The organism is Flavobacterium aquicola, from assembly GCF_003385115.1.
Lineage (GTDB): Bacteria > Bacteroidota > Bacteroidia > Flavobacteriales > Flavobacteriaceae > Flavobacterium > Flavobacterium aquicola.
Map to the genome: position 1 here is coordinate 347,930 of NZ_QUNI01000003.1, position 22,205 is coordinate 370,134.

The window sequence follows — 22,205 nt, forward strand, 5'->3', positions numbered from 1 at the left end:
ACTTTAAATTGTGAAGAAATATATTATGCTGTTACTTCAGAAAAAGATAAAGCTTCTTTAATTCTGCGTAATGCTTCTTTCAATAATTCGTCGCTGGTTGCGTAAGAGAAACGGATACAGTTTGGATTTCCAAAAGCGTCTCCTGTTACGGTTGCAACACAAGCTTCTGCCAAAAGGTACATAGAAACGTCATTTGCATCTTTGATTTCAGTTCCTTTTAATGTTTTTCCAAAGAAAGAAGAAACGTCTGGGAATACGTAGAAAGCTCCTTCTGGAACGTTGATTTTAACTCCTGGGATTTCTTTCAATAAACCAACAACTAAATCTCTGCGGCTGTGGAAAGCCTGAACCATGTGGTTTAATACGCTTGGATCAGCATCTACAGCAGTAATTGTAGCTCTTTGTGCCACAGAATTTGCTCCTGAAGTTACCTGTCCTTGAATTTTTGTACATGCTTTTGCGATGAATTCTGGTGCTCCGATGTAACCGATTCTGTATCCTGTCATTGCAAATGCTTTTGCAACTCCGTTTACAGTAATTGTTTTTTCTAACATTCCAGGAATAGATCCAATACTGCAGAAAGTTCCTGAGAAATTGATGTGCTCATAGATTTCATCAGCAACTACATAGATATTTGGATGTTTTTCCAATACTTTAGCCAAAGCTGTCAATTCTTCTCTGCTGTATACAGATCCAGATGGATTACAAGGAGAAGAGAACCACATCATTTTTGTTTTTGGTGTGATAGCTGCTTCTAATTGTTCTGGCGTGATTTTGAAATCAGTATCTACAGAAGTTGGAACTTCTACAGGAACACCGCCTGATAATTTTACGATTTCAAAATAAGAAACCCAGTAAGGTGCTGGTAAGATAACTTCGTCACCGTCGTTAAGCATTACCTGCGCAATGTTGTATAAAGATTGTTTAGCTCCTGTTGAAACAACAATTTGTGATGGTGTGTAATCTAATCCGTTGTCTCTTTTGAATTTTCTGCAGATAGCTTCTTTTAAATCTTGGTATCCATCAACTGGTGAGTAGGTGCTGTAGTTTTCATCGATTGCTTTTTTAGCAGCTTCTTTGATGAAATCCGGCGTGTTAAAATCTGGTTCACCCAAACTTAAACTGATGATGTCTTTTCCTTGTGCTTTTAATTCTCTTGCCAATGCAGCCATCGCCAATGTCTGCGATGTAGCTAAATTGTTAATTCTGTCTGAAAGTGGATTGCTCATTAAATTGTGAATTTTTTGGTTTATTCTATTAGATAATTATTTATAGTGCGGGCTCTAGTCCCAATGTTCTTAAATGCTTGAAGTGTGCAACAACAGCTGCAGACATTGTTTTGTATTCGTAATATGGTAATTGGCATTCCTTAGCTGTTTCTTTTACGATTTTTGCAATTTTACCATAATGTACATGACTGATATGCGGGAAAATATGGTGCTCGATCTGGTGGTTTAAACCTCCAGTGTACCAGTTTACAATTTTGTTTTTTGGCGCAAAATTTACCGTGGTATATAATTGGTGTATTGCCCAGGTGTTTTCCATTTCGCCAGCTTCATTTGGCTGTGGATTGGCTGCTTCATCAACTACGTGTGCTAATTGGAATACAATGCTCAGGATTAATCCGGCAGTGTAGTGCATTACAAAAAATCCAACCAAAACTTTCCACCAAGTGATTCCAATGATCATTGGCAAAACCATCCAAATGGCTAAATAAATGATTTTTGTAATTATTAAAGTCGTCCAAAGTACTTTTGGGCTTTTAGGTTCGCCATAAGATAATTTTCTTTTCAGATAATTTCTCATCTGTTTAAAATCGGTAGTAATTGCCCAATTAAAAGTCAATAAACCATATAAAAATACAGCGTAATACTGCTGAAATCTATGGAATTTATGCCATTCAGCTTCTTTGGAGAAACGCATAATTCTTCCTGCTTCTAAGTCCTCGTCGTGACCTATGATGTTTGTATAAGTATGGTGTAAAACATTGTGCTGTACCTGCCAGTTGTGTACATTTCCGGCCAATACATAAATGGTTCCTCCCATGAATTTATTAACCCAGCTTTTGGTTGAATACGATCCGTGATTAGCATCGTGCATTACGTTCATTCCTATTCCGGCCATCCCGATTCCCATAACGATAGCAAGCAAAAGATGCACCCAGAAAGGCATTTCTAAAGTAAGTATCAAAAAATAAGGAACAAGGAAAACTGTGAATAGAATTATGGTCTTCAAATGGATTTTCCAGTTACCTGTTTTCTCTATATTATTTTCTTTAAAATAGCTGTTAACTCTTGAGTTTAGGGTTCTAAAAAACTTTAAATTGTCTTGCTTTGCAAATGTAGGCGCGGTATTGTTCATATAATTTTTTGAATATTTGCAAAGGTAACCAATATAAATTTTCAACATACAATATTGAGTTAAATATTTATAAGTGAAAAGCAGTACTTTTGTTAAAAATTTTTAAGATGGACGAGATTATAAAGTATTTTCCCAACCTATCTGATAACCAGATAGAACAGTTTCGAAAACTGGATTTTTTATACCACGATTGGAACGAAAAAATCAACGTTATTTCACGCAAAGATATTGACTCTTTATACACCAAACATATATTGCATTCACTGGCTATTGCCAAAATAAATAAGTTTGAACCCGGAACTTATGTGCTGGATGTAGGAACAGGCGGCGGATTTCCTGGAATTCCATTGGCTATTCTTTTCCCAGAAACAAGGTTTTATTTAATTGATGTTATTGCCAAAAAAATAAAAGTAGTAAAAGCCGTTGCCGAAGCATTGGAATTAAAAAATGTAAAAGCTGAACAGCTTCGTGCTGAAAATGTAAAAGGTGATTTCGATTTTATCGTAAGCCGAGCTGTGACCAATATGCCGGATTTTGTTTCTTGGATAAAAACAAAGATCAAGAAGCAAAATAAACATGAGCTCAAAAACGGAATTCTCTATTTGAAAGGAGGCGATTTAACAGAAGAATTAAAAGATTTTCCAAAAGCAACAGAATATAATATTTCTGATTTCTTCGAAGATGAGTTTTTTGAAACCAAGAAAGTGGTGCATCTGCCGTTGAAATTTGTCGTGTAGCGGTCCAAAGTTAGAAAGTCACTAAGTCGAAGAAAAATAAAAATAAATGATTAAAAGAATACAATTATTAAGTTTTTTGGTGGTGTTTTTTATTTCTGCCAATGGAAATGCTCAAGATTCAGATGTTGGAAACTGGTTTCTATATTTTGGAAATCAAAAGATAAATAACCGTTGGAATTTTCACAATGAAGTGCAGTACCGTAACTATAATTTCGCAGGAGATTTAGAACAATTGCTTTTAAGAACTGGAATTGGATATAATTTATCCGAAAACAATAATAATGTATTACTAGGTTATGCTTTCGTTCATTCAGAGCCATATATTGCGGGGACTGATGATAAGTTAAAAACTGATGAACATAGAATTTTTCAGCAGTTTATAACCAAACAGCAATTTGGAAGAGTAAATATTCAGCACAGATATCGTTTCGAACAGCGGTTTATTGAAGATGATTTCAAGATGCGTGTGCGTTATTTTTTGTCTTTGAATGTCCCGATTAATAAAAAAGAGATGGATAAAAATGCAATCTATGCTTCAGCCTACAATGAAATTTTTATCAATACAGAGCCTAGCTATTTTGATAGAGACCGTATTTATGGAGGACTTGGCTATTGTTTTAGTAAAAGCTTAAAAATGGAAGTGGGTGTAATGTCGCAAGTTCTGCAAAATTCCAGCAGGACTCAATTTCAGATTATGCTTTTTAATAGTTTGCCTTTTTAGGTTTTTAAATATTTGAAAATATAAGACCCCGCAGGATTTCAAAATAATTTGAATCTTGCGGGGTTTTAGTTTTGTGGCCTTTAGAACTTTCGCCTTTTCAGCTTTAAGACTAAAATCTATTCTCCCAAAAACGGATATCTGTAATCTGTCGGAGTCACAAAAGTTTCTTTGATTGTTCTTGGAGAAGCCCAACGCAATAAGTTCAATGCAGAACCTGCTTTGTCGTTAGTTCCTGAAGCTCTTGCTCCGCCAAATGGCTGCATTCCTACGATAGCTCCAGTTGGTTTATCATTGATGTAGAAGTTTCCGGCAGCGTTTTGTAAAGCTGTTGTTGCTTCTTCAATAGCGTAACGATCTTGACTGAAAACAGCTCCAGTTAATGCGTATTCAGATGTAGTGTCAACCAATTTTAATGTTTCTGCCCAGTGAGCATCTTCGTAAACAAAAATCGTCATGACCGGTCCGAATAATTCGGTTTCCATTGTGGTGTATTTTGGATTTGTCGTTACGATGATAGTCGGTTCAACAAAATAACCAACAGATTTATCATAATTACCTCCAACGATAATTTCGGCATCAGTATCTTTTTTGGCTTGGTCAATAAAACTGGCCAATTTATCAAAAGATCCTTCGTGAATAACTGCAGTAATAAAGTTTCCAAAATCTTCTGGAGACCCCATTTTCATTGATTTCACATCCGTAATCAATTGTTCTTTTACAGCTGGCCATAAACTTTGTGGGATATACGCTCTTGAAGCTGCAGAACATTTTTGTCCTTGAAATTCAAATGCTCCACGGACAATTCCAGTCGCTACTTGTTTTGGATTAGCACTTGGGTGAGCAATGATAAAATCTTTACCGCCAGTTTCTCCAACAATTCTTGGATATGTTTTGTAATGGTGAATGTTTGTTCCAATTTTTGCCCAAATATCTTTGAATACATGAGTTGATCCTGTAAAATGGATTCCAGCAAAATCACGGCTTGCCAAAACAGTATCGGTAATCATTAATGCATCTCCAAAAACAACGTTGATAACACCGTCTGGAACTCCAGCTTCTTTGAAAATATCGATAATAATTTTTGCAGAGAATACTTGGCTGTCACTTGGTTTCCAAATAACTACATTACCCATCATTGCTGCGCTTGCAGGAAGATTTGCTGCGATAGCTGTAAAGTTAAAAGGCGTAACCGCATACACAAAACCTTCAAGCGGTCTGTATTCTAAACGGTTCCACATATCAGATGACGATTTTGGCTGGTCTGCATAAATCTGAGTCATGAATTCTACGTTGAAACGTAAAAAATCAATCAGTTCGCAGGCAGCGTCAATTTCGGCTTGATGAATATTTTTGGACTGCGCAATCATAGTTGCGGCATTTATTTTTGCTCTGTAGGGACCAGCGATTAATTCGGCTGCTTTAAGGAAAATGGCAGCTCTTTGTTCCCAAGCCATATTTGCCCAAGCTTCTCTAGATTCTAATGCATTCGCGATGGCATTTTCAATATGTTTTTTTTCAGCTAAATGATACGTTCCAACGACATGTTTGTGATCGTGTGGAGCAGTCATGTTTCTGGTGTTTCCAGTTCTGATTTCTTCGCTTCCGATATACAAGGGAAGATCGATTTTGGAATTCCACATTTCTTTGTAAGTGGATAAAACTGAAGCTTTTTCCGGAGAATTTGGAGCGTAACTTTTTACAGGTTCGTTTACCGCTTTGGGTACATTAAAAAATCCTTTTAGCATGTCTTTTATAATTAATTAGTAAGCAATTATATAATTTGATGCAAAAGTACAAAGGAAAGATTGAATTTATGCTAAAAGAGTCATAATTAAAGTCAAATTAATTCAATGCAAAAGGAGCGCACATCCTAAATGTAGGAACAATTACTCTAAAAGATTTTGTAGAAGTGAAATTTATCATATTGAAATAGCCTTTCATCGCTCCATATGGGGATGATAGTAAACATCCTGAACTATAAGTGTGCTGTTCCCCAGGTTTTAAGACTGGTTTTTTTCCTATAACGCCTTCTCCGTCTACATATTCTAAATCATTTAAAGAATCGTAAATTTCCCAATGGCGTGAAGTCAATTGGACAGAGTCTTTACTATGGTTTTCAATTGTAATTTCATAACTAAAGGCAAAATGAATCTTGTAGTTTTTGAAGTACGTTCCTTCAAAACTAGTCAATACCGAAATTTTAATGCCTCTTGTTATTTGTGAAACCATGTTAATTAGCTAATTACGTGCTATATGTCAGCAAATCTACAAAAAAAATGAATAATCTTTTAAAAATTTTTTAAGTTTTCTAATTTGTTATGTTTAATGAATTTGCAGCACCTTTTCCAACAACTTTTACATATCTGTCTGCAGTTCCTTTGTAGTAAACCAATACTGTATAATCGTTTTCTGTCTGGTAGAAATTGCCGTCAATAGCGTTCTCTAAGTCAATTAATCCTTTATTAGTTACTGTGAGATATTGATAGTTAGTAAAACCTTGCTTGATGAGAATTGCCTTTTCATAAAGGCCGTTTTTAGTATTAAAATCCATTTTGTTTTCCGGTGTAGTCATGTAATTATTAAACATTCCCACAATATAAACAGAGGAATTAGGATTGGCCAAAGGTGCTGATAGGCTAAAATAAACCCATGAATAATCGGCTTCAATTGTGTTGTTTTCACCATCCAGTTTTCGGATAGAAAAATTTCCGTTAAGATCAGAATAGTTAGAATACGGGAAACTGGTTTTTGCATTATTTGTATATAAATGCGTATTGTAAATACCATTTTCTGAGCTGACGAAACTCACATAATTGTTCGCATTTTTGATGTCTTTAGAATCAAAATTTAAAAACTCATTACCTGCCCAAAATTGAGTTTCCATATCATATTTATAAACAAAAACGTTCCCTACATTGTATTGAGGAACAATGTTTTTAATAGCGGTATTAAAATTACCATTTTGAAGCAGCACAACTTTTAAATTTTGAGTCGGATTCTGCAATAGAAAATCATCCGTATTAATCTCAAAATTCAGATTGTGTTTTGAATAAATGTTTTTAACGGTTCTTGGCCGCCTTATTTTTAAAGCAACAGGGAGTTTTTCTTCATATAAAACAAAATACCTTTTTAAAACTACTTCTTTATCGGAATTTAAAATAGTAAGCACATAATTACCGCTTAATTTTATTTTGGTGTAATTATTTGGAATAGACAGCCGGTAATGCGTGAAAATCTGTAAAGTGTTAAATGAGTTTATATATTCCTGTATTTTTTGACTGTCAAAACCTGATAGGTAGTCACTTTTCGGAATATCAGTTGGTACCCAATTATAATCACAGTGCGTGATTTCGTAATAGTAGTCAGCTTCATTGCCAAATAAATCATCAAACTGAAAATCGAACGATTCTCCTAATCTAAAAATGGGAACTACATTTTGACTGCTCTGAACAAAAGAAGCTGTTTTAATATTGTAAGGCGGAGCTATTTCGGTTTCCACTTGAGCTGTTACGCTTAGACAAAAGAAAGAAAGAAGTAAAACGGCTATTGTTTTCATTGGAGACTTTGTTCGAATGTCGTAAATATACAAATTATTATGGAAGGCTTTAGGCAAGATGCAATAAGCTTTAGGGAGTGGCTGATAGCTTATTGCTTACGGCTTATAGCTATTCCAATATAAAATTCAAATTCTCCTCAATATCAGTGCTGATATAATTTTCGTCCAAAAGCGAATCCGCTAATAGCTTTTTGCTTTCCTGCAAACGGATAATTTTTTCCTCAACAGTATTTTTAGTAATAAACCGAACTACGTTGACTTTATTCATCTGACCAATTCGGTGCGCACGACCAATACCTTGCTTTTCGGCAAAAGGATTCCACCAAGGATCAAGAAAAACAACATACGAAGCTTTGGTAATATTGAGCCCAACGCCACCAGCTTTTAGAGAGATAAAAAACAGCAAAGGTTCTTCCTGATTTTGAAATCGTGAAACCTGATATTCTCTGTCAGCGAGTGATGTTTCTCCTGTGAGTTCGCAAAAGTCGATTTTGTTTTCCTTGCACCAGTTTTTGTAAAAATTCAAATTGGAAACAAACGAACTGAAAACAATCGTTTTTTGATTGGATTGCACCAAAGTTTCCAGATAACGGGTAACGGCAATATATTTTCCTGAATCCATTTCGGATTTGGAATCAATCATTTTCGGGTGGTTACTGAGTTGTCTCAAGCGCATCAAAGTATTTATAATGCTGATTTTATCTACTGCAGAACCATCCGTTTTCAGTATAGAGTTTCGGGCTTTCGATTTTTCCTCTTCGTATAATTTCTCCTGTTCTGGTTCCATTTCGCAGTAGAAAATTTGTTCCGAAAGCTCAGGTAAATCTTTTAAAACCTGTTCTTTCGTTCGTCTTAAAATAAAAGGAGCGATGAGATTTTTTAGTTCCAATAAACAGTTTTCGTCCTGCTTTTTCTCGATTGGAAGTTTATAATTCTCTGCAAAAAAGGGATAACTCCCTAAAATATTCGGATTGATAAACTGCATTTGCGACCACAAATCATCGAGGGAATTTTCTATCGGCGTTCCGCTCAGCGATATTTTATGGTTTGCTTTTATCTGATTGATCGCTTTGAAAATCTTAGAGTTTTTGTTTTTGATGTATTGACTTTCGTCCAAAATCAAATACCTGAAATTGTATTTTTCTAAAATCGAAATGTCTCTCGAAATAATAGAATAACTCGTAAAAATGACATCGTATTTTTCCAGTTTTTTCGAAAGCAGTTTTCGGTCGTTGCCAACGTATTGCACTCTGCGGAAATGCGGAGTAAATTTTCGGGCTTCATTATACCAGTTGAAAACCAGTGAAGAAGGCAGAACGATTAGAGCTTTTAGATATTCTTTTGGAACTGGAATTTCGTTACCAAATAAATCCAGCTGAACATCTTCGGCTTTTTGATGTTCCAATTGTTCCTGCACCGCAACAAGAGTCGATAGGGTTTGCAAAGTCTTTCCCAATCCCATATCGTCAGCCAGACAAGCGCCCAGTCCATTGTTGTAATGCTCCAAAAGCCATTGAACTCCCTGAATCTGATATGGTCTCAAAGTGGCTTTTACCAATGGAGACGGCTGATATGCTATGTTTGCCAGTAAATTTGAAGAATTCTTGAGTTCCGGAATATCATCCAAAACTGCAAAATTACTTTTAAGCAAAGTAAGATTTCCGTTTTGGATTTTAGCCAATTTCGCCATCGGACCGTAAAGTGTCATCCACTCGATCGGAATCAAAAAGTAGTCACCGTCAGGCAAAAGAAACAGTCGGTTTCGGTTTTTTATGTTCGGAACAATATCACTGAAATTAAATTCAAATGCATTGCAAACGACAGTCATTTTGATGTCAAACCAATCGCTTTTTACTTCATTCGAAAATTGAATCGCTACTTTTTGAGTATTTATTTTTTTGCTGTCAATTTTTAAATCTTTAATCGAAAAACCAAAAGATTCCAGCGTTTCCTGATTTTCAATTGCCCATTGAATATTGGCGTAGGGATCTTGTTTTTCTTCCTTTGGCGAAAGCCCAAACAAACCAGTGTCAGTTTTGCTAAAGCCAAGTTCCAGTAATTTGTTTTCAAATGAAGCTTCTTCGGAAGTCCTTTTGTATTGAATCACTTTGATTTCATCCAAATTACGGGTGTCAATTTCAGAATGGATTTTCTTGGTTTTACTATTATCGAAAGTGAAACCGTTATAATCGAATAAAAAATTGAGATAGTAAGTGTTTTTAAAAAAATCGTGCGCCAGCTGAAGTGAGCAGGCAGTGATTATGTCTCTGAGCTCGATTTCAAATCCATTAGCTTTTATATCTGCTTTTTTTGCTACATCCTTAATGAATTTTTCAAAATATTCAGGAACCATTTTCGAAGGAATTTCAACGGTTTTCTTCTTCAAAAATGGAATTATTTTTTTAGTGTTAATGTCTTTTAAAAGATACAATTTATGATGAGCAACCAACCATCCCGGCTCATCCAAAAGAAGTGTGATTGTTGTATCTGATGGGTAGAATGTTGTTTTCTCGTCCTTTAAAAGCAAGGTATAGGAAATCCCATTTTCGTGTTTATCAAACTGAAGACTGGTTTCTAATGCTGGATTTTTAGCAGTAATTCGGCTGATACGGAAATCTTTTTCTTTTCCCAGATTCAGCGACAACGGGAAATCCTCTTGAGAAACTAAACTATAAAACTGCTCTAAATTGGTTTTTATGAATTGTCGGATTCCAAATTCAAGTTTGCTGTCTTTCAGTAAGTCCTCAATGTTCTTTGATGATTTACTGTTTTTGCCGAATTTCTTAAAAATAATTTCAGGTTTGAGTGCTTCGCAAATCGATAAAACTTTTCTGGTGTTGTTGTCTAAATTTTCAACAATCACACCAAGACTTTGAACTACCTCGGGACTTGCTTTCTTGTCTAAATACGTTATCGCTTCAGAATGATCTACTATATAAGCCGTCGGAATATATGAGTTTAGCCTTTTTTCTAAGCTGATATCAAAGCAGAATTGAAAGGGGGCGGTTTTCAAAATGATTTATTATTGAATTGCTTCCAGCTTTAGCTGGATGGGTATGAAGTCAGAAATTAATGGCTTTAGCCAAAAAAAGTATTCGGCTAAAGCCAATTTGATTATTATCTATTTTTTCCTCTAGCTAAAGCTAGAGGCAATTCAATTCTATGTTATTTAAAACAAACAGGAATGATTTCGCCTTTTGCCAAACAATATTTTTCTACTAATTCTGGAGCAATTTTATTGGTGTAATCTTCTTCGACAACTTTGAAACCAATGCTTCTAAGTTTGCCAAAATAATCACGCCCATAAATACGAACGTGGTCGTATTGACCAAATATTTTGGCACGCTCTTTTTGGTCGGTGATGGTGTCATCGGCAAAAGTGACTTCTCTTTTCAAATCTTGTGGAATTTGTAGAATTGCCATTCCGCCAGGTTTCAAAACACGGTACAATTCCTGCATCGCTTTAGTATCATCTGGAATATGTTCCAAAACGTGATTGCAAAGAATTACGTCATATTGGTTGTCCTCAAAAGGCAAATTACAGATATCCGCCTTAACATCCGCCAATGGCGACAATAAATCGGTTGTGGTGTAATCAAGGTTTTTTTGTTTGCGAAACATTTTGTAAAAAGCCTGTTCTGGTGCAAAATGCAAAACTTTCTTTGGAGCGGTAAAAAAATCGGTTTGCTCATTTAGATACAACCAAAGTAAACGGTGTCTCTCTAACGAAAGCGTACTTGGTGAAAGTACATTATTACGCTGTGTTTCGTAGCCGTAAGGCAAGAACGATTTGAAACTTCTTCCGTCGATCGGATCGGTGTATTTGTCTCCTTTTAAAGTAAATGCGATAAAAGGGCGAACTACATAACTCAGCCTTATTAATAAAGGGCGGGGAACGATATTAAGAATTTTTTTAAAGGCTTTTTTCATAATTGTTACGCAAAATTTTGCCAAAAGTATTATTTAGTTTTTCTTAAATGACCTTAAATGCCTTATATGGTTTGTGAATTATTTAACCATATAAGGCATTTAAGGTCATTTAAGGTTTTTATGAATATGTTTAAACCACCAACGGCACTTTTCTAAATTCATCTTCTTCATTACTCACGATTCCTAATTCTTTGTAGATATAATAGAAAGTCGATAAAATCTCAGGTTTTCCGTCGATGATCGCAACATCGTGCTCAAAATGAGCAGATGGTTTTCCATCAGCGGTGGTGATTGTCCAGCCGTCTTTGTGCTGTTTGATGTTTTTGGTTCCCATGTTGATCATCGGTTCGATTGCAACAACCATTCCTTCAACAAAAAGTTTTCCGCGTCCTTTTTTACCATAATTAGGCATTTCCGGATCTTCATGCATTTTTTGTCCAACACCGTGACCAACCAATTCCCGAACCACACCATAACCATGTGCTTCAGTATATTTTTGGATAGCGTTACCAACATCTTCCACACGGTTTCCAATGCGCAATTCACGGATTCCAACGTATAAAGACTCTTTGGTAATTTGAAGCAGTTTTTTAGTTTCGGGAGCAACTTCGCCAATTTCAAACGAATAGGCGTGATCTCCGTGAAAACCATTTTTGAAAGCACCGCAATCCACCGAAATTACATCACCACTTTCCAATGGCTTGTTGTTCGGGATTCCGTGTACTACCTGAGAGTTTGGACTCATACACAATGAATTCGGGAAATCGTAAAGTCCAAGGAAACTTGGAACAGCTCCATGGTCACGAATGAATTCTTCGGCTCTTTTGTCCAGATATAATGTGGTAACTCCTTCTTTTATTTCAGAAGCAATCATTCCTAATGTTTTTGATACGATTAAGGCACTTTCGCGCATTAATTCTATTTCCTCACGGGTTTTTTGAATAATCATATTTGAGAATTTTCAGTTTGCAAAAGTACAATTTTAAAATTATTTTTTTTGGGTTGGACTAGTTTTTAATTTTGACTGCAGATTCGCAGATTTTAAAATAAAAAAGCATTAAAGTTTTTGCCTTAATTGAAATTTCCGCAAATTAATTTCTCTTCAGTAATACAATTTTGTTTTACAAAAAAAATCTGCTAATCTGCGGTTGATTCTTTTGCGAAATTCTTTGCGTTCTTAGCAGTTAAATTTCTGGATATAGTTTCTTAAATTAGCAATAAATCAATCTTTTAGATTATGAGCACATCATTAGATCAGGAAAATAGTAAAAAAGAACAGGATTTGGTAAAAATGAAAAGAGGCGCGTTAGTCCTTTTGGGCATTGCTGTTGTTCTTTTCGTGCTTGCCAGTTATTATAAAATAGGATGGCTGAAAGCTTTTAGTGAAGCTGCAATGGTTGGCGGTATTGCCGATTGGTTTGCTGTTGTGGCACTATTTCGGCATCCGCTTGGGATTCCGATTCCCCATACGGCTTTGATTCCGAGCAATAAAGATAAGATTGGAGAGAATTTGGGAAGTTTCGTTTCGGATGAATTTTTGACGAGGGAAAAATTAGAAGTAAAAATTGAACAATTCAATGTCGCTGTAAAAGCTTCGGATTGGTTAATTGAGGAGAAGAATGCTAATCTTGTGGCCGGTTTAGTGACCGATAATGCGATTCCCCGCATTTTAAAAACGATCGATGATGAGGAAGTGAAGCATTTCATTCAGGAGCAATTCAGTGCTAAGCTGAGTAAATTGAATTTTGGTGAATGGCTTGCACTTGGTTTGGAAGCTTTGGCAAAAAGTAAAAAACAGGAAGAATTGGTAACCAATGTTTTGAAAACGCTAATTGTAGAATTAGAAAATAACAAACATCTGATAGAAGAGAAAGTCAAAAGTTCAACGCCATTTTTGTCTTTTGGCTTGGCCGATAAAAAAATAACTGAAGGCGTTTTTAATGGGCTGTATGATTTCTTGGAGCAGGCTAGTCATCAGGACAGTGCCATCCGAAAAAAAATAAATGAGTATGTACTGCGCTTTATAACTGAGTTGAGACACTCATCCGAAATGCAGCAAAAAGTTAATGAATTGGTTCTTGCTTTTGCTAGTAAAAAAGAAGTTCAGGATTACATCAGCGGTATTTGGCTTGAAATTAAAATGGCTATAGACAATGATTTGGCACAAAAAGAAGAATCTGCAATAAAAAAGAGCATTGCCAATATGATTCAGGGTTTTGGAAAAGGCATACAGGCAGATCAACTGATGATGGACAAGATTAATGATTTTATCAAAAATGATGTTTTGTCTGTGCTTATTAATAATAAAAAAATGATTGGCGATTTAATTTCTTCGACCGTAAAAAGCTGGGATACCGATGAAGTTGCCAAAAAACTGGAACTGGAAATAGGAGGAGACCTTCAATTTATCAGAATTAATGGAACGCTCGTTGGCGGATTTGTTGGGCTGTTGATTTATGGCTTTGATTGCCTTTTGCTATATTTTATTTAAAACAAAATGATCAATTGCAAGATGATTGGTTTGGTTTTGCAGTTTGCTCATGAGTATTGTCATATTTTGTCTTTTTTAATTATTTTACTTTTGTTCCAATTATAACATTTATGGGAAAATATATTACCGCCGAAGAAGCAGTGAAATTAGTAAAATCGGGCGATCGGGTTTATTTACAAGCGGCAGCGGCAACACCTACATTATTGGCAAATGCATTAACTGAAAGAGCTTCGGAGTTGAGAAATGTAGAGATTTGCCATTTGCATACAGAAGGAGAAGCGCGTTATGCTAATCCGGAATTGGCTGAGAGTTTTCATGTAAATTCTTTTTTTATTGGAGGCAATGTTCGGCATACTTTGAAAGCTGGAAATGGTTCCTATACGCCCGTTTTCCTTAGCGAGCTGCCTTATTTGTTTAGAAATAATGTTATCCCACTGGATGTTGTTTTTATTCATGTTTCTCCGCCGGATAAGCATGGATATTGTTCGCTGGGTGTCTCTGTAGAGGCTTCGGTTGCGGCAATTGAGAATGCTAAAATTGTCATTGCTCAGGTAAATCCCCGAATGCCGAGAACTTTTGGCGACGGAATTATTCATATCTCGGAGCTGAATTATCTGGTTGAAGTTGATGTGCCCATTTACACTCACGAAGTAGAACCGTTTACTGCTGAGGAAGACAAAATAGGAAGTTATATTGCGTCTTTGATTGATGACAGAAGTACGCTTCAAATGGGGATTGGTTCTATTCCTAATGCTGCTTTGAGCAAATTGACAAATCACAAAGACTTAGGACTGCATACCGAAATGTTTTCGGATGGTGTGATTGATCTGATTGAAAACGATGTGATCAACTGTAATTATAAAGGATCTTTGAGAGGGAAGGTTTTGTCAACTTTTTTATTGGGTTCAAAACGCTTGTATGATTTTGTAAATGATAATCCTTTTATTGAATTGAGAGAATCATCTTTTGTGAATGACACCGCCCGAATAAGGAAAAATCCCAAGATGATTGCAATAAATTCTGCGATTGAAGTCGATTTGACTGGTCAGGTTTGCGCAGATTCTATCGGTCCGCAAATGTATTCGGGTGTTGGCGGGCAAATGGATTTTATACGTGGTGCTTCCTTGAGTGATGGGGGAAAAGCCATTATTGCTTTGCCGTCGACAACTAAAAATGGACAAAGCCGAATTGTGCCTTTTCTGAAACAGGGTGCAGGAGTGGTAACAACCCGCGGTCATATTCATTATGTAATTACCGAAAACGGAATTGCCGACCTGAAAGGAAAATCATTAAAACAGCGTGCTGCCGCATTGGTTTCTATTGCTCATCCCGATCATCAGGAAAGAATCGAGAAAGAGTATTTTTATTTGTTGAGCTAAGCTCTATTAAAAAAAATCCACAAATTAAGTACTTATAATTTGTGGCTGTTAATGATTCATTTATAAGTTATTAATCAGGATTGGCTATAATTTTAAAAAGGTCTGAATTGGAAATATAATAGCGATTTTCTAATGCTATTTGAGCAAGCTGTGAACTCACTAAATTATTTTCTCTGGAATTGATTAGAAACAAAGAACTTTCACCAATGCTAAACAAACGCTCTTCTGCTTTTAGCATAGTGTTATTATCTTTAACTAGGGTTTTGGCCAAATCCTTTTGTTTGGAAAGCGATTGGATTTCTATTTTTTGAGCAGTAATTTTATTTTTTAACTGCTGTTTTTCGAGGCTCATTGCAAATTCGGTTTCCTGAACTTTGTATTCTGCCAGTTTTATACTTCCTCTTTCTTTTCTCAGAAAAATGGGGAAAGAGAAATCTAAACCAATTTTATAATCTTCAAATTGGTAATTATCAATATAACTCGGTTCGGATAAATAATAATAACTCACATCAACTTTTGGAAGCAACATGTTCGATTTTAATTTTTTATCGACGGTAAGCATGTCAATTTTACTCTGTAAAGCATTTATTTTTGGATGCTTTAAGATGTCGAAATCCTGATTGAGTAATTCGTTCGTCTTTAAGGTTTCCTGTATGGTGCTTTCCAGATTGGTATCGGGAATTAATATATCAGAAAGCTCAAGAGGAATATTATTTTCTAACCAAAGAAAATTAGATAATTCCAGCTTCGCTTTGTTCAATTTCAGCTTAGAATCTTCAAGGCTCAATTGTCTGTTTTTTATGTTGATGCCTGCTTCAACGCTGTCTATTGCTGGTTTATCCCCATGCTGAATGGAAGTAATAATTCCTTTGTACCGAATTTCGGCATTGGTTTTATAACTTTCATACATTTTAACTTCGTTATAGTTTTTTTTCCAATTGAAATAGGCGATCGAAGCGTCATACAAAACGCTGATGGCTTGCAGTTTTCTTTCAGATTGGCTTAATTCTATCTGCATTTTTGCTTTACGAATATCAGCCATTCTTTGATTGATAAATAAACCCTGCCCGAGCGGAACACTTATCCCGAAAGAAGTCAATCCAGCACTTGGAGTCGTATTTTGCGGATTTAAATAATAGCCCTGATTGTCATCAAAACTGGCTTTAAGTTCAATTCCGTACCAAGTTGGAATTTTGAAGCTACTGTTTAAAATAGAGTAATATTCCTTGTCTTTGAATTGTTTTTTATCATAATCAACTTCTATTTTTGGATCAAATGCACCGCGGGCTGTCATCAGATTAGCTTGCGATTTACTCACTTCCAAATTGGCATTCTTCACCATTGGATGGAATTTTTTCACATAACCCAAAAATTCATTATAGGTAAATTGCTCGCTTGGTTTTTCCTGTGCGTTCGCCAAAAATCCAAAACAAATTAAAAGTAAATATAGCTTTTTCATTATTTCTTTTCTTTTGTCGTTTTTGTTTCTTGTTTGTAATAATTTGGAGGGAATCCATTTAAAACTCGCCAAATTTCAAACCAAATGGGCACATTGTCCAATAAAGCCAAAGTTTGCGCACCAGAACCAATGCTTAGTTCTTTTGGCCATTTTGCTTCTTCTTTATCGGGAGCAATTAGAACTCTGTATTTTCCGTTGGGACTAATGAAATTTTCGATAGCCACTATGGTACCGCCAAAGGTTCCGTATGAAATATCAGGCCATCCAGAAAATACGATTGTTGGCCATCCGTCAAACCAGACACGAACTTTTTCGCCTCTGTGAATCAGCGGTAAGTCGATAGGATCAACATAAGTTTCCACCGCAATTTCATAAGACGAAGGCATAATCGTAGCAATTGCAGTACCTTCTTTTACTGTTTCTCCAATCCCCGATTGCAGTGCTCTGTTGATGTAGCCGTTTTGAGCCGCTTTGATGTAGTACATGCCATTACGGATGCTGTAATTAGCATACTGGTTTTCTAATTTATTAACTTGAGCTTTTGCATCGTATTGACTGCTCAGCGCAGTAAACTTATCACTTTGTGATTTTGAAGCTTTTTCAGAATACTCAGCAGTGATTCGGCTAATTTCAACTTTGGAGTTAATTAAATCATTTTTACTGCTCAATAATTTGTTTTCCTGATTGATTATTTTAGCTTCTACTTCTTGTAATTTCAAGCGTTTTTCTTCAACATCCGTTAAGGGTTTCAGTCCCTCTTTATTGAGTTGAACCGTACGATTAAACTGGGTATTAGCAATTTTTAGCTGGGTATTTACTGCAACCAAATCTATACTGTCGCTTTTTATTTTTAAATAGGCTTGTTTAATTTTATTTTGCGCCTGTTCTAATTTTAATTTTTTTTCAGCTTCAATAGCACCTAGCTGATTAGATAAGCTCACAACTTTAGCCTCATACGATTCTACAGCACTTTTCTTAGCTTCTACTTGGTTTTTGGTGTTTTCCACTAAATTTGGATCCATGTAGTCCTCCTTGATTTCAGAAATAAATAAAATGGTATCTCCTTTTTTTACATAGTCTCCTTCCTGAACGTACCATTTCTCGATTCGGCCTGAAATAACACTTTGTATCGATTGCGGGCGCTGGTTCGGCTTAAGGGTTGTTACCGCTCCAGATCCGGAAATATTTTGTGTCCAAGGCAAAAATAATAGCGCTATTGCTAATATTGAAACGCCAAGTATAATTTTGTTTAAAATTTTATAAGGCGCTTTATTTTCAAGTGTCTGAACGGTTTTAAAATGTTCAGACGATTGATTTGGTTTTCTGTTGTCGGATATATTTAGCATTTTTTATTTTTTTGAGTCAGATATTATTTTACCATCTTCCATTGTTATAATACGATTGCTCTTCGTTTTCCAATACGGATTTTTAGACGAAACAACGATGGTCCAATTATGTTCCTTGGATGTTAAGAAATCAATAATTTCTTTAGCAACATTTTCATCCATTGTATCGGTTGGATCTTCGTAAAAAAGAACTTTAGGCTTGTGTATGATACTTCGGGCTAATAATATTTTCTGAACATTTGAAGAGCTCAACTGTTTTGCTTCGGGGAAAATTTGGGTTTCAATACCATTTGGCAGTGATTTAACCAGACTGCTTAGTTGTAATCCGGTGACTACCCATTTTAAATCTTCGCTGGTTATTGTTTTGTCTTTAAATGTAATATTATCTAAAATACTTCCCTCAAAAGGCGTCTCACCATGAATAATTGTACCAATCTGCGAGCGGTACTGTCTTAGATTTATCTTTTTGAAGGTGTCATCATTAATGTAAAAAGAACCTGCAGTGTGCTGTAATAAACCTGAAAGTATTCTCATTAATGTCGTTTTACCTGAACCGTTTTTTCCGTCTAAAAAGATATGTTCCCCCTGATCAATTTTTAAGCTGACCATGCTTAATGTTTTTTGTTTTGAATCGGGGAATCGAAACATTAGATTTTCTGTCTCCAGACTAATATTAGTATAACAATTGTCATAAGGTTCAGCTGTTTCTTCTTCTAATTCCATATCGGATACCTGCCCAATTTTTTCGGTAGCAGTCAGTACATCATAAAAAGTTTCTAAACCCAAAATGATTTTTTCAACAGAATTAATTACCAATAAAATAATGATTTCTGCAGCCACAAACTGACCGATATTCATTTGTTGTGATAATACTAAATAGCCTCCTAGAGACAATAAAGTAGCTGTAATTAAAACTTTAAAACCTATCAATTGAATGAATTGTCTTTTGATTACATTGAAATGTTTTTCACGATAATCAATATAACCGGAAACGATATCATCATTTTTTTTCAAAGCATAATTGTAATTCAGATCGTTTCTGAAACTGAAATTATTACGCGCAATTTCCTGCAGCCAGCCAGCCACTTTGTATTTGAATTTAGATTCTTTCAAACTGGTATCAAGTCCGGATTTGTAGGAGAATTTAAAAATGAAGTACAACAAGAAGAATAAGAGTATTCCAAAAACAATAAAGTACGGATGATACAGCGACAAGAGGATTAAGCCAAATGCAATTTGTAATAAAGCAGCCGAAAAATCAATTAATAATTTTGAAGTTCCTTTTTGAATCGTTAACGTATCAAAAAAACGATTGGCAATTTCTGGCGGATAAGAATTGTATAATGCTTCGAATTTTATTTTAGGCAAACGTGTTGCAAATTCAAAAGAGGAACGAATGAATATTTTTTGCTGTAAATTTTCTGTTATTCGAAGCTGCATTAATGAAAGCACCCCTACAAGAGCAACACCAACTATCACAATAATTGTTAGAACAATCCAAGAAACACTGGCGTGACCTGATTGTATGAAATTAATAATTGCCTGAATGCCCAAAGGCAGTGATAAGCTCAATAATCCTGCAAAAATCGCGTAGAAAAAAATTTGAACGACGTCTTTTTTGTCTAATTGAAGTAAATTATAAAATCGCTGTAGTGGTGTCATAGGAAAAAATTATTATTTTATTTTTGTAATGCTCTGGATGCTAAATCTAAATAAAACGAAGTCACTGTTGTAGTTTCATTACAGTCAGTGATTGTTTTTAAATGATCATTAAGGAAATGCTGATGTAAACTTCCTTCGACAATTGTCGAGGCTAAACTTTTAGAATAAGGATAATCCGGATTGGTCTCATTAATAAAATTTGCCAGTCGGTTGATTATACTTTTATATACTAAAAAATAGCCTTCTTTGTTATCTTCATCAACTTCTTTGGTGTACAAAGCTTTGCTGAATTCAGATATAATAATTTTGTTTAAAATGGCTTCGTTGATATGTTTTGTACTGTCATCATCTATAATTTTTTCGGTAACAACGGTAATGGCTTTTGTTAATTTTTCGCTAGAATTCTGAATGTTATTGGTTGCAAAAATGAGTTTGTATTCCATCCAGCTCCAATACCAAGTTGATAAGTAAATAACGAGTTTGTGTTTGTTTTCAAAATACCGATAAATTGAACTTTCGTTGGATTGTATACGCTCGCCAAGTTTCTTAAAAGTAAAATGTTCCAGTCCAATTTCTTCAATTAACAAAATACTGTTCTGAATAATTTTTCTACCTAATTCTGATGTTTCAGGATCTTTGATATACAGTTTCTCATTGACTTTTATTTTTAAATTTTCTAACAAAGCGCTCATGGTCAGTTGTTTTTTATACAAATTTAATAGTAATACTTTTGACTTAGTGATTTTAACATTTAATTATATGAAAAATGACCATTTTCTAATGTTGCTCTAATGTTGAGTTGTTTTTGTATGAAAATTACTTTTACTACAGACAGATTAATTGATAAAGAATAAAATTAATGATTTTATTAAAATGATGTTTTGTCTGTAGTTATCAATAACAAAAAACGGGTGCTGAAATTAATCAGCACCCGTTTTTAAAATTTAGGTATGAAAACCTTTGGATTTTTTTTAATTATAATAAAGAATGACAAGTCATTGCAGCTGGCTGTTCAACTCCCATCAGGGCAAGAACAGTAGGAGCAATATCACCCAAAACTCCATCATTGATGGTTTTTAAATCTTTATCTACCAAAATGATTGGCACCGGATTAGTTGTGTGGGCCGTGTTTGGAGAACCGTCAGGATTAATCATTGTTTCGCAGTTTCCATGATCAGCGATTACAATTGTAGTATAATCATTTGCAAGAGCAGCCTCGATAACTTCTTTTACGCAGGCATCTACAGCTTCACAAGCTTGGATTGCCGCACTCATGATTCCTGTATGTCCAACCATGTCACCATTTGCAAAGTTTAAACATACGAAATCAACTTCTCCTTTGTTCAATTCTGGAACCAAAGCATCTTTTAATTCGTAAGCGCTCATTTCTGGCTGTAAGTCGTAAGTAGCAACTTTTGGAGAGTTTCTCAAGATTCTGCTTTCGCCTTCAAATGGAACTTCTCTACCACCAGAAAAGAAGAATGTTACGTGAGGATATTTCTCTGTTTCAGCAATACGGATTTGTTTTTTGTTGGCTTTTTCTAAAACTTCACCAAGAGTTTCAGTGATGTTATCTTTGTTATAAACCACTTTTACATTTTCGTACGTTTCGTCATAATTAGTAAGCGTTACGTAGTACAACTGTAATTTGTGCATGTTCTGCTCGTGGAAATCCTGCTGAGATAAGGCTTCAGTCAATTCACGTCCTCTATCCGTTCTAAAGTTGAAGAAAATAACAACATCATCTTTTTCTATAGTAGCAATTGGTTCGTTGTTATTGTTTACAATTGCCACTGGTGCAATAAATTCATCGGTTACATCTGCTTGATAGCTTGCGGTAACTGCAGCAACTGGATCCAAAGCTTTGGCACCTGTTCCGTTTACAACCAAGTCATAAGCAAGTTTAACGCGTTCCCAGCGTTTGTCACGATCCATTGCATAATAACGGCCAATTATTGAAGCTATTTTTACAGGAGTATCTTTTATATAATTTTGTAAATCCTGAATGTAGTCTTTTCCAGATTTTGGATCTACGTCACGGCCGTCAGTAAAGGCGTGAACGAAAACTTTGTCTAATCCGTATTCTTGAGAAGCATCGATTAATCCGCGTAAATGAGAAGTGTGAGAGTGAACTCCTCCATCAGAAACTAAACCTAAAAAGTGTACTTTTTTGTTGTTTTCTTTAGCGTAAGTGAAAGCATCAATTAAAACTTGCTCTTTTGCAAGAGTTTTATGAGCTACGGCCAAATTAATTTTAGCTAAATCTTGGTATACAATCCTGCCAGCTCCAAGATTCATGTGTCCTACTTCGCTGTTTCCCATTTGTCCTTCCGGCAAACCAACGTTTAATCCGTCAGTGCGAAGCTGAGCGCTAGGATATTTTGTATAAAGACTATTTATAAATGGAACATTTGCATTATCAATTGCAGAAACTTTCGGGTCTGGAGATTTTCCCCAGCCGTCTAAAATCATTAAAATTACTTTCTTATTCATGGTGTGAAATTTTTTGCAAAGATAAGGCTTTCGCAAAAAATAGAAGTCAGTCAAAACCACTATTATACAT

Annotated in this window: 17 protein-coding genes and 1 pseudogene; 4 read left to right on the forward strand and 14 right to left on the reverse strand. The window is 35.3% G+C overall.

The features are described from left to right. Positions 1 to 23: 23 nt before the first annotated feature. Positions 24 to 1,229 (reverse strand): pyridoxal phosphate-dependent aminotransferase, encoded by a 1,206-nt coding sequence (locus C8P67_RS06670; protein WP_115811627.1) that lies wholly within the window; start codon positions 1,227 to 1,229, stop codon positions 24 to 26. Positions 1,230 to 1,269: 40 nt separating this feature from the next. Continuing rightward, positions 1,270 to 2,361: a fatty acid desaturase family protein gene (locus C8P67_RS06675; protein WP_115811969.1), complete on the reverse strand. Its 1,092-nt coding sequence runs from the start codon at positions 2,359 to 2,361 to the stop codon at positions 1,270 to 1,272. A 107-nt stretch (positions 2,362 to 2,468) separates the two neighbouring features. On the opposite strand from C8P67_RS06675, the gene rsmG reads away from it, so the two are divergent. Beyond that, positions 2,469 to 3,098 (forward strand): 16S rRNA (guanine(527)-N(7))-methyltransferase RsmG, encoded by a 630-nt coding sequence (gene rsmG, locus C8P67_RS06680; RefSeq protein WP_115811629.1) that lies wholly within the window; start codon positions 2,469 to 2,471, stop codon positions 3,096 to 3,098. 46 nt (positions 3,099 to 3,144) lie between these two features. Then, on the forward strand, positions 3,145 to 3,819 hold the full coding sequence (locus tag C8P67_RS06685) for a DUF2490 domain-containing protein (RefSeq protein WP_115811631.1): 675 nt from the start codon (positions 3,145 to 3,147) through the stop codon (positions 3,817 to 3,819). A gap of 116 nt (positions 3,820 to 3,935) precedes the next feature. Here C8P67_RS06685 and pruA read toward each other — a convergent pair whose 3' ends face one another. From pruA to map, 6 genes are all read right to left on the reverse strand, one after another. Beyond that, a complete protein-coding gene (gene pruA, locus C8P67_RS06690) occupies positions 3,936 to 5,564 on the reverse strand; it encodes an L-glutamate gamma-semialdehyde dehydrogenase (RefSeq protein ID WP_115811633.1) in 1,629 nt (542 codons plus the stop codon). Positions 5,565 to 5,661: 97 nt separating this feature from the next. Beyond that, positions 5,662 to 6,048: a Co2+/Mg2+ efflux protein ApaG gene (gene apaG, locus C8P67_RS06695; RefSeq protein ID WP_077370225.1), complete on the reverse strand. Its 387-nt coding sequence runs from the start codon at positions 6,046 to 6,048 to the stop codon at positions 5,662 to 5,664. 79 nt (positions 6,049 to 6,127) lie between these two features. Beyond that, complete coding sequence (locus C8P67_RS06700; RefSeq protein ID WP_115811635.1) at positions 6,128 to 7,375, reverse strand: type IX secretion system plug protein; 1,248 nt, start codon at positions 7,373 to 7,375, stop codon at positions 6,128 to 6,130. 109 nt (positions 7,376 to 7,484) lie between these two features. Next, complete coding sequence (locus tag C8P67_RS06705) at positions 7,485 to 10,388, reverse strand: DEAD/DEAH box helicase (protein ID WP_245980384.1); 2,904 nt, start codon at positions 10,386 to 10,388, stop codon at positions 7,485 to 7,487. Positions 10,389 to 10,540: 152 nt separating this feature from the next. After that, positions 10,541 to 11,305: a class I SAM-dependent methyltransferase gene (locus tag C8P67_RS06710; RefSeq protein WP_115811639.1), complete on the reverse strand. Its 765-nt coding sequence runs from the start codon at positions 11,303 to 11,305 to the stop codon at positions 10,541 to 10,543. Between the two features lie 130 nt (positions 11,306 to 11,435). Next, positions 11,436 to 12,254, reverse strand: a complete 819-nt coding sequence (gene map, locus C8P67_RS06715; RefSeq protein ID WP_115811642.1) for a type I methionyl aminopeptidase — start codon at positions 12,252 to 12,254, stop codon at positions 11,436 to 11,438. Between the two features lie 288 nt (positions 12,255 to 12,542). Here map and C8P67_RS06720 point away from each other — a divergent pair, with 288 nt between their 5' ends. Both C8P67_RS06720 and C8P67_RS06725 read left to right on the forward strand, forming a co-directional pair. After that, positions 12,543 to 13,796 (forward strand): DUF445 domain-containing protein, encoded by a 1,254-nt coding sequence (locus C8P67_RS06720; RefSeq protein ID WP_115811644.1) that lies wholly within the window; start codon positions 12,543 to 12,545, stop codon positions 13,794 to 13,796. Between the two features lie 110 nt (positions 13,797 to 13,906). After that, positions 13,907 to 15,175 (forward strand): acetyl-CoA hydrolase/transferase family protein, encoded by a 1,269-nt coding sequence (locus C8P67_RS06725; protein ID WP_115811646.1) that lies wholly within the window; start codon positions 13,907 to 13,909, stop codon positions 15,173 to 15,175. 70 nt (positions 15,176 to 15,245) lie between these two features. On the opposite strand, the gene C8P67_RS06730 is transcribed toward C8P67_RS06725, so the two are convergent. The 6 genes and pseudogenes from C8P67_RS06730 to gpmI all read right to left on the reverse strand — a co-directional run bounded on the left by C8P67_RS06730 (position 15,246) and on the right by gpmI (position 22,135). Beyond that, the gene (locus C8P67_RS06730) at positions 15,246 to 16,634 is read right to left on the reverse strand and encodes a TolC family protein (protein WP_115811971.1); all 1,389 of its coding nucleotides are present in this window, start codon (positions 16,632 to 16,634) and stop codon (positions 15,246 to 15,248) included. Then, entirely contained in the window at positions 16,634 to 17,980 is a 1,347-nt protein-coding gene (locus C8P67_RS06735) for an HlyD family secretion protein (protein WP_115811648.1), read from the reverse strand. The genes C8P67_RS06730 and C8P67_RS06735 overlap by 1 nt, the downstream gene beginning before the upstream one ends. A gap of 3 nt (positions 17,981 to 17,983) precedes the next feature. Next, entirely contained in the window at positions 17,984 to 18,628 is a 645-nt protein-coding gene (locus tag C8P67_RS22470) for an ATP-binding cassette domain-containing protein (protein WP_394338642.1), read from the reverse strand. Positions 18,629 to 18,793: 165 nt separating this feature from the next. After that, positions 18,794 to 19,642: pseudogene (locus tag C8P67_RS22475) on the reverse strand (ABC transporter transmembrane domain-containing protein); the annotation flags it as partial. Between the two features lie 17 nt (positions 19,643 to 19,659). After that, on the reverse strand, positions 19,660 to 20,334 hold the full coding sequence (locus C8P67_RS06745) for a TetR/AcrR family transcriptional regulator (RefSeq protein ID WP_115811652.1): 675 nt from the start codon (positions 20,332 to 20,334) through the stop codon (positions 19,660 to 19,662). Between the two features lie 283 nt (positions 20,335 to 20,617). After that, positions 20,618 to 22,135, reverse strand: a complete 1,518-nt coding sequence (gpmI, locus tag C8P67_RS06750; RefSeq protein WP_115811654.1) for a 2,3-bisphosphoglycerate-independent phosphoglycerate mutase — start codon at positions 22,133 to 22,135, stop codon at positions 20,618 to 20,620. Positions 22,136 to 22,205 lie beyond the last annotated feature (70 nt).

Coding starts and splice junctions, on each gene's coding strand:
- pruA (WP_115811633.1), bottom strand. CDS start 5,564: ATGCTAAAAGGATTTTTTAATGTACCCAAAGCGGTAAACGAACCTGTA.
- C8P67_RS06670 (WP_115811627.1), bottom strand. CDS start 1,229: ATGAGCAATCCACTTTCAGACAGAATTAACAATTTAGCTACATCGCAG.
- C8P67_RS06730 (WP_115811971.1), bottom strand. CDS start 16,634: ATGAAAAAGCTATATTTACTTTTAATTTGTTTTGGATTTTTGGCGAAC.
- map (WP_115811642.1), bottom strand. CDS start 12,254: ATGATTATTCAAAAAACCCGTGAGGAAATAGAATTAATGCGCGAAAGT.
- C8P67_RS06720 (WP_115811644.1), top strand. CDS start 12,543: ATGAGCACATCATTAGATCAGGAAAATAGTAAAAAAGAACAGGATTTG.
- C8P67_RS06675 (WP_115811969.1), bottom strand. CDS start 2,361: ATGAACAATACCGCGCCTACATTTGCAAAGCAAGACAATTTAAAGTTT.
- C8P67_RS06725 (WP_115811646.1), top strand. CDS start 13,907: ATGGGAAAATATATTACCGCCGAAGAAGCAGTGAAATTAGTAAAATCG.
- gpmI (WP_115811654.1), bottom strand. CDS start 22,135: ATGAATAAGAAAGTAATTTTAATGATTTTAGACGGCTGGGGAAAATCT.
- C8P67_RS06745 (WP_115811652.1), bottom strand. CDS start 20,334: ATGAGCGCTTTGTTAGAAAATTTAAAAATAAAAGTCAATGAGAAACTG.
- rsmG (WP_115811629.1), top strand. CDS start 2,469: ATGGACGAGATTATAAAGTATTTTCCCAACCTATCTGATAACCAGATA.
- C8P67_RS06685 (WP_115811631.1), top strand. CDS start 3,145: ATGATTAAAAGAATACAATTATTAAGTTTTTTGGTGGTGTTTTTTATT.
- C8P67_RS06710 (WP_115811639.1), bottom strand. CDS start 11,305: ATGAAAAAAGCCTTTAAAAAAATTCTTAATATCGTTCCCCGCCCTTTA.
- C8P67_RS22470 (WP_394338642.1), bottom strand. CDS start 18,628: ATGTTTCGATTCCCCGATTCAAAACAAAAAACATTAAGCATGGTCAGC.
- C8P67_RS06735 (WP_115811648.1), bottom strand. CDS start 17,980: ATGCTAAATATATCCGACAACAGAAAACCAAATCAATCGTCTGAACAT.
- C8P67_RS06700 (WP_115811635.1), bottom strand. CDS start 7,375: ATGAAAACAATAGCCGTTTTACTTCTTTCTTTCTTTTGTCTAAGCGTA.
- apaG (WP_077370225.1), bottom strand. CDS start 6,048: ATGGTTTCACAAATAACAAGAGGCATTAAAATTTCGGTATTGACTAGT.